We start from the raw sequence: 15,679 nt of genomic DNA, 5'->3' as shown, positions 1-15,679 counted from the left end.
AGAAAAAGGAACCCAATGCAATTTAGGGCGGAATCACGAGAGATTCTCTGATTTTCTTTTTCAACAGGCTCCCAAAAACAGGGCGGGGCTTTCGTTTTACGGAGGACTGTCGTTGTTACGACAGATTTTTTAAGATTCAAAAAACTTGTGGGTAAGGATATGCTTTTTTATTAGGGACAGGGCAAAAAATGACCTTTTGAGCTACTCCGTTTCTTTCTGTACCCCAAAGGAATACCAATCGATCTTGCGGGTCAGGTGCATCAATAACGCCAAAAATAGAAAGACCGCAATGGAACCTAACAAGAGAGAATTATCCTCGGAAGATAATACGACATAAAGAAACGAATACAATCCCAGGTAATATCCTCCCGCGACGATTCCTTTTATTTTATTCTCCAAAACCGCTCCGGAATAGTATCCGATCAAACAAGATACCGCGAGAGAGGCCGCTATATAAGAAATGGCGAAACCCAAATGCTCGGATAAGGACAAGTTCAGAATGTAAAAAACCATCATCGCAAATCCGATCATAAGATATTGAAAAGGGTGAAGAATTTTTCCTCCGAAAATTTCCAATAGAAAAAAAAGAGTAAAACTGGCGCCAAGAAACAAAATCGCATATTTCAAGGACCGTTCCAGTTTTAGATACTGATCCGCTCGAATGATCAATCGAACTCCGTAACAGGAAGATAAAATCGTCCCGAAACTCGTTTCTCCGTTTGATGAAATTACCTGCGGATAATCTCTTGAAAAATAAGAAGATTCCCATATCGCTTGAAATCCGGTTTCGGAAACCCTCCTTTCCTTGGGCAAAAGGTTTCCCTCAAAAGACGGATCCTTCCAGTCCGAAACGATTTGAATCCTGCTTCTTTTTCCAAGAGGAGCTAAATGAATCGAATTCGAACCTTGGATCGGAATTTTGATTTGGAAGTCAAGAGGCGCTTTTGATTCTGAAAGTTTGAGTTCGGAATGCAAACCGGAATTAAAAATCTGAGCGGAAGAACCCGGCTGAAATTTTTTTTCCTTTCTGTTTAAAAAAAATTCGATATCGCTTCCGATTCCTTTTGGATCGCTTACCGAAACGATCATACGGGCGTTGTTCCAAAGAATATTTTTCGTATTTTCAGGAAAATCGGAAACTGAAGGTTGTTTGAAGTTTCCTTGAATTTTCAAATTCCCTCCATATAAGATAACCTCATAAATTCCCCGCTTTCTCTTTTCAGTCTTTAGATCCGTTTCCAAATTCAATTCTTCCGGCAGAAAATACATTTCTCCGTCTTCTCCGATGAGTATTTCTTCTCCGTTTTGCCCTATTACTTTTTCCTTATGCACTTTATAAGGAATCGCCAAAAACGGACCCGCCACGGTTTGGGAAGATCCCCATTTTGAACTCACCTCTTCTGCTGCTTCTACGGCTCTTTGTTGTCTTTCCGAAATCAAGGAATGAACCATCTGAATCGGGATCAAAAACCCTGCTAACAAAATCGCAAGAATGAAAATTCTAAGATTGATAGACGATTGAATTTTAAACATACATTACTCCCCCGCACATCCTTCCGGCTCCGTTTTTTCATAAAACTCCTTCCACCATTTTCTTTTTTTTTCCTGTGTGGAAACTGACTTCCGCGATATCTTTTCACGATCGGCGGACCGTGTCTGCTTTCGAAAACGAAGATGCAGCGCGGACAGAGACTTGCGATCCCATCCAGTTCCGACTTTTTCTTTTTTTTCCCACGCGCTGAGCGCAAAGGTAGGAATCAAAAATCCGACGAACAGGATCGCGAGAATTAAAATTCTAAAATTTACTGACAATTTGTTAAACATACGTTCTCCTGATCGAAGAGTATGAATGATAGGAGTGAGAGATAAATGAGCGAAATGTGAGGATCGTGTGAGGTTGTTACTTTTTATTATTTTTGAATTCGATTCGAGCGGTTACACCGTGAGAATTTCCGTTTTTGACTTCCACTTCCGCATCGTGCAATTTAGCGATTTCCCTTACAAAGGCAAGTCCCAATCCTGAACTTTTGCGACCGGTATCGGGACGCGGGAGAGAATAGAATTTTTCAAAAATTCTTTCCGAGGCGTATCCGGGAATTCCCACTCCGGAATCCTCGACTTCCAAAAAAGGAAGATCGTTCTTTTTTCCACAGCGAACCGTAATCTGAGAACCGGGGCTTGAAAAATCCAAAGAGTTCTGTACGAGATTCCTCAGAGCCATTCCCAAAAAGAAGGAATTCCCTTCCACAAATACGGTTTCGGTCGACTCTTGAATGTTTACTTTTTTTCGGATCGATTCGGGTCTTACGGAAAAAACCGTTTCTCGGACGATCGCCTGCAAATTCAGATTCGGAACTTTTTCCAATCGGGATAGATTCTCCAATGCGCTGAATTCCAATAGTTTTTCTAAAATCGTTTGAATTCTTTTTCCTTCCAGTTGGATGTTAGAGATCAGAGAATTCAGACGATCCGGATTCTCCGCGATCAACTCCGCCGAAGCAAGCAGCGAGGAAAGAGGACTTTTGATTTCGTGAGTCATCGATTGAACGTAATTTTCGATATATTCCTTCCCCGCGAGTTCCCGAAATAATTGATCCATTTCCTCTCCCAAACCTCGAATTTCAGGAACGTTTATTTTTGGAAATGGAATCCGTTTTTTAGATCTAAGCGCGGAAACATATTCGGATAATTTTCGAATCGGTGAGAATATAAGATAAACGCTGAAAAGAAACAAAACGACGATCGACAAGGCGACGTAAAGACTGAGAGTCCAAAATTTCTTCTCTGCAGATTCTATAAAAGGAATCACACTACTTTTGGGTTTGATCACCGTGAGAATTCCGATCGTTTTTCCTGACTTTCGAATCGGCGCCGCGACAAATAAAGCGCCCTCCTGATCCGAAGCGTTTAACAAACTCGACCTCGCTCCGTATTTCCCCCTTAACGTGAGATATACGTCGTTCTTTTTTGAATAATCCGATCCTTTCCGATATCCTTCACCATCGTAGACCACGATTCCTTGTTCGTCGGTAACATAGAGTTGCAGATCTACTTTCGTCTTCGTTACTTCGAAAATTTTAGAGTTTAGATTGTGTTCTTTCGCGGTTCGGAACATGGGAGAAAGAATTCGTTCGCTGACCTCTTTCAAAGTTGCTTCTTGATTTGAAAGCTCCCCTTCTAATAAGGAGGCGAAAAGGTGGGCGGTATCGTTCATTGATTCTTCCACCGTTTCCATATAACGAGGTCGAATCGATCTTTCGAGTTTATCTACGAAATAATAATATCCTGCGGAAAAGGCAAAAAAAAACCGATTACGATTCGGATCCAAAGACTCATAACGTGACCTTCCATCCGTAACCCAAACCTCGTCTGGTTTCGATCGGATCCAAGTCGCTGCGAACTTCCTTCAATCTAGTGCGAATGTTTTTTATCACCGTATCGACCGCTCGATCGAAACTATCCTCCGGTTCCGTCCAGACCATGTCCATAATTTCCTCTCGCGTGAAAATTTTACCGGGCCGTTTTAAAAATAAGAGGAGAGTTTTGTATTCGTAAGGGGTGAGAGTTAAGGACTTGCCGTAATAGTAAATTACCTTCCGATCCTCGTCGGTAAAAAATTCGGTTCTTTTTTCTTCCGAATTTCCATCGTATCTCCGGAGTACGGCTCGAATTCTTGCGATCAACTCCCTCGGGCTAAACGGTTTTACCATATAATCGTCTGCGCCTAATTCCAAACCGAGAACACGATCCAATTCGGATTCTCTTGCCGTAAGTAAAATGACCGGAATCGAATGTTTTTTTCTTAATTCTTTTAGAATTTCAAATCCGCTTAAATCTGGAAGACCTACGTCTAATACCAATAAGTCCGGCGATTCTTTTAAGAGAGAAAGACACTCTTTACCGGTCATCGCTGAGAGCATCCGAAATCCTTCCGATTCTAAAACGATTCGAATCGTATCGGTGATTCCCGGTTCGTCTTCTGTGAGTAGGATTGTCCGAACTGAATGCATTCCAGAAAAGAAAAAGGAACGGCTCTCCTTAGGAAAAGGATATTTTTGTTCGATTCGCCGCTTTCGCATTTTTTTCAAATTGAGAGGAAATCCGTTTGCATCTCCTCCTTCCGCAAGGATACTTTGCGATTGTTTTAGCGATCCACAGTATATTATGAGCCAACCAAAAACCAAAAAAGAAACCCAAGACCTTTACGAACTCTACAAACAAATGCTTCTCATCCGAAGATTCGAAGAAGGAGCCGCCAAATCGTACAGCACCGGTAAGATCGGCGGATTCTGTCACCTCTATATCGGACAGGAAGCGGTTGGGGTCGGTTCCATCGCCGCGCTCCAAGAAAAAGATTATATCGTTTCTACCTATCGAGATCACGGACACGCGCTCGCGAGAGGTTTGGATCCAAATGCACTCATGGCGGAACTCTTTGGAAAAAAAACGGGAATCTCCAAAGGTTACGGGGGTTCGATGCACTTTTTCGATAAAGAAAAACACTTTATGGGCGGACACGGAATCGTGGGAGGTCATATCTCTCTCGCCGCCGGAATCGCATACGCCTCGAAATTCAAAGGAACGGACGCGGTCACGATTTGTTTTTTTGGAGAAGGCGCCGCCAATATCGGATCCTTTCACGAAGGAATGAACCTCGCTGCGATCTGGAAACTTCCTCTCGTGATGATCTGCGAAAACAACCACTACGCGATGGGAACTCCAGAATACCGCGCACTTTCGGTCAAAGACGTTTCGGTTCGAGCGGGCGCATACGACATCGCAAGAGATCATATCGAAGGAGACGAGGTTCGAAAGGTGCGGGATCACGTAAGCGTCGCGGTGGAACGCGCAAGACGCGGAGAAGGCCCTACTCTCATGGAAATTTCTACATATCGTTTTCGAGGTCATTCGATGTCCGACCCCGCAAAATACAGAACCAAAGAAGAATTGGACCGTTACAAACAGAGCGATCCGCTCTTAAAAGCTAAAGACGATCTTCTTCGTTCGGAATGGAAGGAAGAAGAATTAGAAAAACTAGATATAGATCTCCAAACAAAAGTGGAAGAAGCGATCCTTTTTGCGGAAAAAAGTGAAGAGCCGCCCTTAGGCTGGCTTTATAAAAACGTCTACGCGGAGAATGTCTGATGGCGATCCTAACTTACAGAGAGGCGCTCAACCGCGCGATGTGCGAAGAAATGGACAAGGATCCGAATATCTTTCTCATGGGAGAGGAAGTCGGACACTACGACGGAGCTTACAAGGTTTCGCAGGGAATGCTCGCAAAATACGGAGAAAAAAGGGTGATCGACACTCCGATTTCGGAAAACGGTTTTGCGGGTGTCGGAATCGGAGCAGCGATGATCGGTCTTCGTCCCATCATCGAATTTATGACCTGGAACTTTTCGCTCGTAGCGATCGATCAGATCATCAACTCTGCGGCCAAGATGAACTACATGAGCGCGGGGCAGTTTCCGATTCCGATCGTGTTTCGAGGAGCCGGCGGCGCTGGAGGAAGACTCGCAGCACAACATTCTCAATCGTTCGAAAGTTGGTATGCGCATATTCCCGGTTTGAAGGTCATCGCTCCGTATTCTCCGGCGGACGCTTACGGACTTTTGAAAACCTCGATTCGAGACAACAATCCTACGATCTTTATCGAAAGCGAGGTTTTATACGGAAGTCGAGGAGAAGTGCCCGAACAGGAATACTCGATTCCGTTCGGAAAAGCGGACATCAAACGCGAAGGCTCTCACATAACGATTGTAAGCTGGTCACGCGCTCTGATGTATGTTCTTCCCGCCGCCGAAAAACTCGCGAAGGAAGGAATTTCAGTGGAAGTTTTGGATCTTCGTTCCATTCGTCCTTTGGACGAAGAAGCCATCTATACTTCGGTGGCAAAAACGAATCGAGCTCTGATCGTGGAAGAAGGTTGGGAAGTTGCGGGTTTCGGTTCTCAAATTGCTTATTTGATACAAAAAAACGCGTTTGATCATCTCGACGCACCGGTGGAAAGAATCACTCAGGAAGACGTTCCTATGCCCTACGCCGCCAATTTGGAAAAGGCTTCTCTTCCGAGCGAAGAAAAGATCATCGCCAAAGTCCGAGAAATGCTCGAATAGAAGAGCGAGGAAATATTCAAAATGGCTAAAATTGCTGAAATGACTCAACTCAGTCCTACGATGTCCGAGGGAAAAATCGTTCGTTGGCTCAAAAAAAACGGCGATTCGGTTTCTCCCGGTGAAATCCTGGCCGAAGTGGAAACGGATAAGGCTGTGATGGAAATGGAAGCCTTTGAAAGCGGGGTTCTCCTCGAAATTCTCGCACCCGAAGGAACACTTCTTCCCGTAGGTTCTCCCGTAGCGATCATAGGAAAGGCGGGAGAGGACGTTTCCGCGTTAGTCGAAACCGCTAAGAAATCGATTCCTTCCAAAAAAGAAACAACACCTCCGCCCCAAACTTCCTCGGCCCCTTCTTCGATTCCGGCTCCCGAGACAAAAGTAGAATCTTCAAAACCTGCCCAACCTGTTCCTCTAAAAGAATCCGAAACCGAAATTTCTGAAAAACCGAATTCTCGGAGAGAATCTCATTCTTACGGAGGAACGATAAAGGCCTCTCCTCTTGCCAAAAATCTCGCGCTTCAAAACGGAGTGAACTTAGACGAGGTCGTAGGCTCGGGTCCCAGCGGAAGAATCATCAAAAGAGACATTCTTTCCTTTCAAGAAACGGGAGGTGGAAAAGGAATCGGTTTTGTAAAACGTCAGGATCGAAAGATCGAACTGACCGGGATGAGAAAGACGATCGCCACAAGACTGGCTCATTCCACATCCACCATTCCTCATTTTTATCTTACGATGGAAGTTGACGCGGAACCGATCGACGACCTCCGAAACTCCATCAACAAGGATCTCAAATTAGAAGGCCATGATAGAGTAAGCGTGAACGATCTGATTCTCAAGGCTTGTTCTTTGTGTCTGAAAGAAGTTCCCGAAGTCAATTCTTCCTGGAGAGAAGATCACGTTCTCGAACACGGAAGAATCGATATCGGTGTCGCGGTTTCCATCGAAGGCGGACTCATCACTCCTTATGTTCGAAACGCGGATCAGAAAAACGTAACGACGATCAGTCGCGAGATAAAAGAACTTGCTTCCCGAGCTAGAGAGAGAAAACTCAAACCGGGGGAATACACGGACGGAACCTTTACCGTTTCCAACCTCGGAATGTTCGGAATCTCTTCCTTTACTGCGGTTATCAACGAACCGGAAGCGGCCATCCTCGCTGTGGGCGCTCTTATGGAAAAGGCGGTGATTCGCGACGGAAGTCTCGTCGCCGGAAAAACCTTAACGGTAACTCTTTCCTGCGATCATAGAGTTGTCGACGGCGCCACCGGAGCCGGATTTCTTTCCGCATTTCGAGAATATACGGAGCATCCCCTTCGCCTACTAACAGGTTAAGGATTTTATTTTTGTGGATAAAGAATCAACTTCCGGTGCAAGAAAAGAAAAAATCAGAAAATCGGCCCTCCTCCTTTTGTCGCTTAACAAAGAAGACGCCGCCAAGGTTCTTTCCAAACTAGACGATTCTATGATCGAAGAGATCATCCTCGAGATGGCTCAGATCAAAACGATCTCCAAAAAAGAAAAAGAAGACGTTCTATTAGAGTTTAAGAATTCGGTGCTTCCCGGAGAAGGAGAGATCAAGGGTGGAATGGACGCGGCGAGAGAGATTCTCCAACATTCCATGGGAAAGGAAAAAGCGGAGAATATCCTAGGAAAACTTTCCAGAAAAGACATCGAAGACGACTTTTCCTTTTTAAGCGAAGCCGAACCCGGCGTTCTCGCGGGTCTTCTCCAGCATGAATCTCCTCAAACCATCGCCGTTACGCTTGCGTTTATGACTCCGAAAAAGGCGGCGGACATCTTGAAATTTTTTCCGGGAGAATTGCAGGCCAGTGTCGCCTATCGTCTTGCAAACACTACAAAAACTCATCCGGACGCAATCAAAGAAATCGCGAGAGTATTAAAGAAAAAATACGAACAGAGAGATCGTTCCGAATACAGCGAAGCCGGCGGAGCCGAGGCTTTGGCGAATATTCTCAATCACATGGACAAGTCTCAAGAGGAGAATATACTCAAGGAACTCGAAGCGAATTCTCCGGAACTCGCGAAACAAGTCAAAGAGAAGTTATACACCTTTGAAGACGTCTTGGGTCTGGATCAGAAAGAAATGCGGATTCTCATCAATCGCCTAAACGACGATGAAACTCTGAGTATGTCGCTCCGAGGCTCCGGAGACGAGCTTCGAAACCATTTTTTAAACGCTATGTCGCGCAATCGAGCCGCGGAAATTATGGATATGATGGACATCCGGGGAAAACTCACCTTACGCGAAATCAACGACGCAAGAAATATCGTTCTCAACTTGGTTCGGGAATTGGAAGAAGAAGGAACCATCTTTGTGAAAAAAGACGGGGAAGAATACATTTAGGCAGACTCTCACTCGAAAGAGCTTCGAGTCCAAATTCTATATTGTTTAAAGATTGAGTTAAGAAAAGAAGAATCTTCGGAGCTCAAAACTCAGCGCATCGCTCTCTATGGGTCGCAATGCACAGGACTCGCCTATTTAAACTCAACAGATTCTTCCCTATGGGTCAGAATCTATCACGGCGTCTTCCTCGCGTGCTCATCCATCTATTGAGCGACTCATAAAGAGCGAGATAGCCAAAAGCCGCGAAGCGAAAGCGGTGGCTTCCAACAAAGTTGGAAAAATTCGCATCGTATTTTTCGTTTCTTACAACTCAGCGCAATGCTCCCTATGGGTCGCATTTCAAACGAAAAACACTCTCGCTCGAAAGCTTCGAGTCCAAATTCTACATTGTTTAAAGATTAAGTTGAGAAAAGAAGAATCTCGGAGCTGACGGGACTCGAACCCGCGACATCCTGCGTGACAGGCAGGCACTCTAACCAGCTGAGCTACAGCTCCTTGTTCCTTTGATACTTTTTCAAACGAAGGTATCCGGTCAACCGATTTCAAACAAATTAGGTCGAAAAATTCTGTTCCGGAAATCTATTCTTTCATTTACTGGAATACAAAATTCTTCTGATATAAATATTGGAACGGAACAAGAATGATCGTACAGGAAAAAAAACCAAAGGAACTCTTAGAAGATCGAATCTTTACGGTTTCCAATTTTCTCTCCGTGAGCAGAGTTTTTCTTTTGCCTTTTTTTATCACCTTCACAAAAACCTATATGGAAGATCCGGAGAAAACGGAATTCCTAATTTACGCGGTTTTTACCTGTATCGTTGCGGTAATCACGGATTACTTGGACGGTTTTTTAGCGCGTCTCCTCAATCAGGAATCGGTTTTGGGGAGATATTTGGATCCTGTCTGTGATAAGATCGTCACTGTAGGCGGACTTTCGGTGATCGTGCATTACTTTCGTTTTCCTTCCTGGATTCTGATCGCTTACGTGATTCGAGAAATCCTTGGAGTTTGGCTAGGAAGTTTTCTCTATCTCAAGAGGGGGATTCAAGGAAAACCGAATTGGTGGGGAAAATTTGGAGTGGGCCTTGTCGCCGTCGCGGTTCTCTGGTATATGTGCATTCCTCTCATCGAGATGCAGATCGCCGGGGAGAGTTTTCTAAAACACCCCGAATATTCCGGCTACGTCTTGGTTCTCATTCTCAGCATCGGAATTTTCGCTTACTCCAAACGTTATTGGAATATCGTCTTTCATCCGGAAAAAATTCAGATCGACCCAGAAGACAAAAAGACTCGGAAGAAATACGAACTCGTTTGATCGTAATTCCTTGACTCCCTAGGCTCCTCTCACATCCTGTCCATTGCAACCGCTCGGGTGGTGGAATTGGTAGACACGCAAGCTTGAGGTGCTTGTGCCGATTAGGTGTAGGGGTTCGAGTCCCCTCTCGAGCAAGAATCTTTCCTTTTTTTAAAATTAGACAATCAACTTCAGCAAAACTGGGACTCGAAGCGAGCTTTGGTAAAGCATTTCGAACGATCCGTAGAGAGTGAAGAAATGCTTCCGAGGAACAGATAGGTTTCGACCCTTAGGGAGAAACCTGCTGAGTTTTTTGTTCCGAGGCCAAAGCGAGACGCCGTGGAGCTTAAGGCACCAGGATGGTGGCTTGCGTAACGGCGAGTCCCCTAAATTTCGACCAATAGGGAGAAATTTACTGAGTTGAACTCGAGCAAAAATCTTTCCTTTTTTTAAAATTATACAACCAACTTCAGCAAAACTGGGACTCGAAGCGAGCTTTGGTAAAGCATTTCGAACGATCCGTAGAGAGTGAAGAAATGCTTCCGAGGAACAGATAGGTTTCGACCCTTAGGGAGAAACCTGCTGAGTTTTTTGTTCCGAGGCCAAAGCGAGACGCCGTGGAGCTTAAGGCACCAGGATGGTGGCTTGCGTAACGGCGAGTCCCCTAAATTTCGACCAATAGGGAGAAATTTACTGAGTTGAACTCGAGCAAAAATCTTTCCTTTTTTTAAAATTATACAACCAACTTCAGCAAAACTGGGACTCGAAGCGAATCGTTCCGATAGATCCTTCTTGTCTTGTCGTAACTACGACAGTCTCACAAAAAAACGGCCGCACCCCAATCTCATTGCATTTACCTTACCCACAAAGTTCTTTGACTCTTAAGAAAAATCTGTCGTAATAACGACAGTCCTCCGTAAAACGAAAGCCCCGCCCTGAAATTTTGGGTGGAGGGGCGGGAGGCGGAAGACTCCGGGAGATTTTCCTATATCACAAAATCATAACTTTGCAAGGAATATTCTCTCTCAGAGCTTTTGTAGGAACTCCTACAAAAAGTCATACTGGGTTCCTTCTTCATTCGAAATCGCTTTTTTAACTTTGTAGGGGGATATGCTGATTGGGTGGAAGAACTCAATGCGTCGCTCTCTACGGGTCGCGCCGCAGGAAAAATAGGCGAAACTTTCCTCTACCAGGAAATCGCTCTTTTTTAACGAAAAAATTTCTTACCTAAGCTCGCCGTATCTACGACCGCTTGCTTTTCTTCTTCTACAAGATTCCATCCATTTCTTTCCCGAAAAATTCTATCTGAATCACACGTATCTCAAAAGCTGGAACAAACTTCACCCACACCCGATCAGGAAAAAAAAGATGCTCTACGAAATCACAATTCTTCAATTCTCAAAAATGCTAAAAAATCTCAGTATTCTTTTGGAAAAGGGAGCCTCCTACGCGGAAACCAAAAAGTTCGACGTCGAGATTCTTTTAAATTCCAGACTTGCTCCGGATCAGTTTCACCTCATCAAACAGGTTCAAATCGCTTGTGATACCGCGAAGTTGGGCGTCTCCCGTCTCACAGGGAAAGACTCACCAAAACACGAAGACCAAGAAAAGACTCTCTCCGAACTCCAAACAAGAATTCAGTCGGTCCTGAAATATCTCGGAACTTTTACGGAAGAAGATTTTCAAAACTCTTTGGATCGTAAGATTTCACAACCGCGCTGGGAAGGTAAATATCTCACCGGAAAGGAATTTGCGATCCAACACGCGATTCCGAATTTCTATTTTCATATCACGACCGCCTATTCTATTCTGCGTCATAACGGAGTGGATCTCGGTAAGAAGAATTATTTGGGTGATATGCCTTTTAAGAGTTAATCTTAGAATCATCGAAAACGAGGAAACCATTGAAATCGATCGGATCCAAAATTCTAAACTTCTCCGGACTCGGATCGGTTTTTATATTACTATCTTTTAATCTCTGCAGTATTACGGAAAAAGAATTCAAAACCTCGAACGTTCCCAATCCCAAAGGAATCCCCGTTCTTATCTATCACGAAATCGTAACGGAGTCGGATCGAGACCCCGGAGAAACCGTAATCTTTTTGGAAAAATTCCAAGAACAGATGAAATATCTTTCTTCTCATGGATATCATCCGATCTCGATGAAACAACTTCTCCTTTATTTAAAAGGAGGCCATCCCCTTCCCGATCGTTCCATCGTTCTCAACTTTGACGACGGATGGAAGAATGTTCTAAACGCGGTTCCCACACTTAAGAAATATTCTTTTCCCGCTTCCTTCTGGATCATCGCCGGACCCAAAGGAATCGGAAAGGGAGAATATATGGAATGGTCCGAGATCAAAGAACTTTCCCAAAACCCGCTTTTCGAAATTGGATCTCATACCTATAGTCATCCCTGGAATCCAAAGGACAACCTCGTGACCTGGGTAGACAATAGAGTTCCCGGAAAGGGAAAAAAAGAAGCCCTTTTTGAACTCAAAGAATCCAAAAGAATCTTAGAGGAAAAGTTAGGAATTCCAATCGATTATCTCGCCTGGCCTTGCGGCTGGTACAACAAACCTTTAATTCGGTTAGCCAAACTTTCCGGCTACAAAGCGCTTTTAACCACCGAACAAGGCGCTAACCTTCCGGGAGCGGATCCCATGCGCATCAAACGAATTTTTATCGACGGGAAATGCGATCTTGCGACCTTTATTGAACAGTTGGAAAACCCAAAATACACCGTGTGTCAGAAGACACAGAAATCCACACAAGGAAACTCACCTTACACTTATTAGAATTCTCTAAATTTGATAAACGGAATAAAATTTCCGTTTATCGAAGATAATTATGAATTACATAACGAAGGGTAATTTTTGTTATAGTAGATTCAGTACAACTTAGATGATAAAGAATCCGGCTCTTGTAGCAGAATCCACATATTTAAAGACAAATCGGTATTACAACAACCAGATCTGGATCACCCGCATTTTCCTTTTTTTGACGATTGTCTCCTGCGTTTTCGCCTGTATAGAAATGTTTCAAATCCTCGTAGAGGAAATCCTCGATCAAAGGCCTTTTGCGGCCATCGGGCAAATGGCCTTTATCGTAATCATTACACTTCTCACATACGGGAACTTCGTTTATCAATTTACCCGTCTCGGTTATTTTAAGAGACTCCTTAAGCACAATCCTCCCGAGCGTGAGGAATTGGAAAACATCTACGGAACGGATTCTCCTTCCCTAACAATACTGGTCCCATCCTATAAGGAAGAATTGGACATCGTCCGAGAAACCCTCTTATCCGCCGCTCTTCAGGATTATCCGAACAGAAGAGTGGTTTTGTTGATCGACGATCCGCCTCAGCCGAAAAATTATTCCGATTTCGAAGCTCTCCAGAAGATGAGAAATCTTCCGGAATCTCTTCAAAAAGAATTCGAGGAAACAAACGTTCCTTTCTCTCTCGCCAAAGAAGAATTTTTAAAACGCAAACTTTCAGGATCTCTAAACGCGTCTTTTGAAACCGAAGAATTGATTCGTCTCTACAAAAGTGTAACTCTCTGGTTTCGGAATCGGATTCTACGTTATGACGATCCTACGATCAAACGGGAACTTCCGGAACATACCCGCGTTTTTATGCGGGATCGTTTTTTTGGGAAATGGGAGGAATTACATTCCGAGAGAATTTTAGAATTGGAGAATCTTCTTTCTCAAGGCGGCGCTTCTTTGGAAAGAATCGAAAGAGAATTCAATCGTCTTGCCGGTCTTTTTTCCGTAAATTTTACGAGTTTTGAAAGAAAAAAATATCTCAATCTATCTCATCTTCCCAACAAAGCGATGAATCTAAACAGTTACATCTATCTTTTGGGAAAAAAATGGAAAGAGAGAGAAGAATCGCACGGAACCATTCTCGAAAAAACCGAAGACACAAATCCTTCCTTTGAAATTCCTTCGGCGGAATTTTTGATCACTTTAGACGCGGACAGCGCCCTTCTTCCAGAATACGTTCTAAAGTTATCCCACGTTATGACTTCTCCTCGGAACGAAAGAGTCGCCGTCGCTCAGACTCCCTACAGCGCGATTCCAGGAGCTCCTAATCTTTTGGAAAAGATGGCAGGAGCAACCACCGACATTCAGTATCAGATTCATCAAGGGTTTACCCATTTTGGCGCTACGTTTTGGGTCGGCGCTAACGCGATGCTTCGTTACAAAGCCCTCCTTGATATCTGCACCGTTTACGAAGAACGAGGTCACACGATCCATCGTTATATTCAAGACAATACCGTCATCGAAGACACGGAATCAAGTATCGATCTTTTGGACGTAGATTGGAGTCTCTACAATTACCCCGAACGTCTCGCGTATAGCGCGACACCCGCAGATTTCGGTTCCCTTCTCATCCAAAGAAGAAGATGGGCCAACGGCGGATTGATCATTCTTCCCAAACTTCTCCGCCATGTCTTTCAACGGCCTTGGAGCCTTTCCAAATTTGTAGAGGCATTCTTTCGAGTTCACTATCTCGGTTCGATAGCCGCCGTAAATATCGGATTGGTGATCTTGATGGGAAGTCCTCTCGGAGAAGGAATGGAAACCTATTGGATTGCGATTTCATCTCTCCCTTATTTTTTTCTCTATGGAATGGATCTTGTGGAGATGGGTTATCGCTGGATGGATGTTTTTCGGGTCTACGCCCTCAATCTTCTTCTGATTCCCGTCAATCTTGCGGGTGTATTCATGTCTTTGAACCAAGCGGTCACAGGAAAACAAATTCCTTTTAGTAGAACTCCCAAGATCACCGGAAGAACGGCGATGCCGGCTCTTTACGTCATAGCCGCATATTCTCTTTTAGCTCAGCTGCTCTTCGGTTTTTTTACGAACTACGTTCACAAAAACTGGGCCTATTCTTTCTACAATCTGGCTAACGCGATGATGTTGGGTTATGCGATCGTGAAGTTTATCGGACTCCGAGCAAGCTGGGAAGATTTGACGCTATCTTTGAACAAACCTCCCGAAGAGATCTCCGTCGCGCAGTTGGTGGAACCAAGGGTCACGATCGAACTCGAAGCCGCGATGCTCTACACAAACGACACCACTCAAAAAGATCCGATTCATTGATTCCGACTTTTTTTCGAACCGAGACTTTGATCTCTCGAACTTGAATGAAAACGGAATCCTCGAAACGGCGACTTGAGCGCCTCTAAATTCCTCTTGTAATTTGGTTCCTGGGAAAAACTCTCGTTCTATATGTCTGCAAATCCAGGACCGGTATCCGTACAGGAAGTTTTGTACAAAACGCGGTTATTCCTTTCCGGATTTTTCCTCTGTTTGATTCTGATCTTAGGATTGGTCTTTCTTTCTCCGCTTTTTTTGATCAAAGACAGTCCGTTTCCAAAAAGCGACGCGCTCGTTTTGGAAGTAAAAGAAACGCTTCCCAGGGATATTTTAAAAAACGCAGCGGACGGTTTCAAAAAAGGATACGCCGGAATGATCATCATTCTCTATTCACCGGCGACTCCGAATTCCGATTTAGGAATCGGGCTCGATCTCACTCAAGAGATTCAAAATTCTCTCGTGGGATTGGGCGTGGAAGAATCCAAAATTCTCATCTATAAACTCGAACCTTATCCGGCGGGTGCAAAGAATTTTTCAAAGTCCCTTTTGAAAATCTGTCTGGACCGGCAACTCAAGAATATCCTCATTCTTTCCAAAAGATTCGAGTCGGCGCTCAATCAAAAAATTTACGAATCCGTATTAGGACCGGCCGGACTCAAAGTCCATATCGTTCCTCTTGCAGATCGGACGAGTCTTTCCAATTGGTTTTTGACCGAAGAAGGATTTGAACTCGTTTTTACAAACTTAGCCAGAACGTTTTATCAAATACTCCCAGGAAAATAGAATCGT

The 15,679-nt window shown here is 44.2% G+C and carries 13 protein-coding genes and 2 tRNA genes; 10 read left to right on the top strand and 5 right to left on the bottom strand.

What is annotated here, in order from left to right; translation table 11 throughout:
- Positions 1-201: 201 nt before the first annotated feature.
- The 4 genes from creD to JWG44_RS18245 form a co-directional block, all read right to left on the bottom strand.
- The gene (gene creD / locus JWG44_RS18260) at positions 202-1,533 is read right to left on the bottom strand and encodes a cell envelope integrity protein CreD (RefSeq protein WP_205276413.1); all 1,332 of its coding nucleotides are present in this window, start codon (positions 1,531-1,533) and stop codon (positions 202-204) included.
- A gap of 3 nt (positions 1,534-1,536) precedes the next feature.
- Positions 1,537-1,824 (bottom strand): hypothetical protein, encoded by a 288-nt coding sequence (locus JWG44_RS18255; RefSeq protein WP_205276412.1) that lies wholly within the window; start codon positions 1,822-1,824, stop codon positions 1,537-1,539.
- A gap of 76 nt (positions 1,825-1,900) precedes the next feature.
- Positions 1,901-3,328: a two-component system sensor histidine kinase CreC gene (gene creC, locus JWG44_RS18250; protein WP_205276411.1), complete on the bottom strand. Its 1,428-nt coding sequence runs from the start codon at positions 3,326-3,328 to the stop codon at positions 1,901-1,903.
- Between the two features lie 4 nt (positions 3,329-3,332).
- Entirely contained in the window at positions 3,333-4,064 is a 732-nt protein-coding gene (locus tag JWG44_RS18245) for a response regulator (protein ID WP_205276444.1), read from the bottom strand.
- A gap of 97 nt (positions 4,065-4,161) precedes the next feature.
- On the opposite strand from JWG44_RS18245, the gene pdhA reads away from it, so the two are divergent.
- Genes pdhA through fliG form a run of 4 tightly spaced genes read left to right on the top strand, consistent with a single transcriptional unit; the run spans position 4,162 to position 8,484 of the window.
- A complete protein-coding gene (gene pdhA / locus JWG44_RS18240) occupies positions 4,162-5,145 on the top strand; it encodes a pyruvate dehydrogenase (acetyl-transferring) E1 component subunit alpha (RefSeq protein WP_205276443.1) in 984 nt (327 codons plus the stop codon).
- On the top strand, positions 5,145-6,119 hold the full coding sequence (locus JWG44_RS18235; protein ID WP_205276410.1) for a pyruvate dehydrogenase complex E1 component subunit beta: 975 nt from the start codon (positions 5,145-5,147) through the stop codon (positions 6,117-6,119). The genes pdhA and JWG44_RS18235 overlap by 1 nt, the downstream gene beginning before the upstream one ends.
- A 21-nt stretch (positions 6,120-6,140) precedes the next feature.
- Positions 6,141-7,451 carry a pyruvate dehydrogenase complex dihydrolipoamide acetyltransferase gene (locus tag JWG44_RS18230; RefSeq protein WP_205276409.1) on the top strand — a complete coding sequence of 437 codons (1,311 nt, stop codon included), beginning with the start codon at positions 6,141-6,143 and terminating at the stop codon, positions 7,449-7,451.
- 13 nt (positions 7,452-7,464) lie between these two features.
- Positions 7,465-8,484: a flagellar motor switch protein FliG gene (gene fliG / locus JWG44_RS18225; protein WP_205276408.1), complete on the top strand. Its 1,020-nt coding sequence runs from the start codon at positions 7,465-7,467 to the stop codon at positions 8,482-8,484.
- 421 nt (positions 8,485-8,905) lie between these two features.
- Here the strand turns inward: fliG and JWG44_RS18220 are convergent.
- Positions 8,906-8,979 (bottom strand) — tRNA-Asp (locus tag JWG44_RS18220).
- A gap of 145 nt (positions 8,980-9,124) precedes the next feature.
- On the opposite strand from JWG44_RS18220, the gene JWG44_RS18215 reads away from it, so the two are divergent.
- The 6 genes from JWG44_RS18215 to JWG44_RS18190 all read left to right on the top strand — a co-directional run bounded on the left by JWG44_RS18215 (position 9,125) and on the right by JWG44_RS18190 (position 15,673).
- Positions 9,125-9,799 (top strand): CDP-alcohol phosphatidyltransferase family protein, encoded by a 675-nt coding sequence (locus JWG44_RS18215; protein WP_205276407.1) that lies wholly within the window; start codon positions 9,125-9,127, stop codon positions 9,797-9,799.
- Between the two features lie 51 nt (positions 9,800-9,850).
- Positions 9,851-9,933 (top strand) — tRNA-Leu (locus JWG44_RS18210).
- A 1,213-nt stretch (positions 9,934-11,146) separates the two neighbouring features.
- Positions 11,147-11,653: a DUF1993 domain-containing protein gene (locus JWG44_RS18205; protein ID WP_205276406.1), complete on the top strand. Its 507-nt coding sequence runs from the start codon at positions 11,147-11,149 to the stop codon at positions 11,651-11,653.
- A gap of 110 nt (positions 11,654-11,763) precedes the next feature.
- Positions 11,764-12,576 carry a polysaccharide deacetylase family protein gene (locus tag JWG44_RS18200; protein ID WP_332460809.1) on the top strand — a complete coding sequence of 271 codons (813 nt, stop codon included), beginning with the start codon at positions 11,764-11,766 and terminating at the stop codon, positions 12,574-12,576.
- Positions 12,577-12,682: 106 nt separating this feature from the next.
- Positions 12,683-14,893 carry a glycosyltransferase family 2 protein gene (locus JWG44_RS18195; RefSeq protein WP_205276405.1) on the top strand — a complete coding sequence of 737 codons (2,211 nt, stop codon included), beginning with the start codon at positions 12,683-12,685 and terminating at the stop codon, positions 14,891-14,893.
- A gap of 129 nt (positions 14,894-15,022) precedes the next feature.
- Positions 15,023-15,673 carry a hypothetical protein gene (locus JWG44_RS18190; RefSeq protein ID WP_205276403.1) on the top strand — a complete coding sequence of 217 codons (651 nt, stop codon included), beginning with the start codon at positions 15,023-15,025 and terminating at the stop codon, positions 15,671-15,673.
- Positions 15,674-15,679: the final 6 nt, after the last annotated feature.

It is taken from the genome of Leptospira ainazelensis (genome assembly GCF_016918785.1).
Taxonomy (GTDB): domain Bacteria; phylum Spirochaetota; class Leptospiria; order Leptospirales; family Leptospiraceae; genus Leptospira; species Leptospira ainazelensis.
Note: the sequence above shows the minus strand (reverse complement) of the source record. Positions and strands in the feature narration are given on the sequence as shown.

Coding starts and splice junctions, on each gene's coding strand:
- creD (WP_205276413.1), bottom strand. CDS start 1,533: ATGTTTAAAATTCAATCGTCTATCAATCTTAGAATTTTCATTCTTGCG.
- JWG44_RS18255 (WP_205276412.1), bottom strand. CDS start 1,824: ATGTTTAACAAATTGTCAGTAAATTTTAGAATTTTAATTCTCGCGATC.
- JWG44_RS18235 (WP_205276410.1), top strand. CDS start 5,145: ATGGCGATCCTAACTTACAGAGAGGCGCTCAACCGCGCGATGTGCGAA.
- JWG44_RS18230 (WP_205276409.1), top strand. CDS start 6,141: ATGGCTAAAATTGCTGAAATGACTCAACTCAGTCCTACGATGTCCGAG.
- JWG44_RS18215 (WP_205276407.1), top strand. CDS start 9,125: ATGATCGTACAGGAAAAAAAACCAAAGGAACTCTTAGAAGATCGAATC.
- JWG44_RS18205 (WP_205276406.1), top strand. CDS start 11,147: ATGCTCTACGAAATCACAATTCTTCAATTCTCAAAAATGCTAAAAAAT.
- JWG44_RS18195 (WP_205276405.1), top strand. CDS start 12,683: ATGATAAAGAATCCGGCTCTTGTAGCAGAATCCACATATTTAAAGACA.
- JWG44_RS18190 (WP_205276403.1), top strand. CDS start 15,023: ATGTCTGCAAATCCAGGACCGGTATCCGTACAGGAAGTTTTGTACAAA.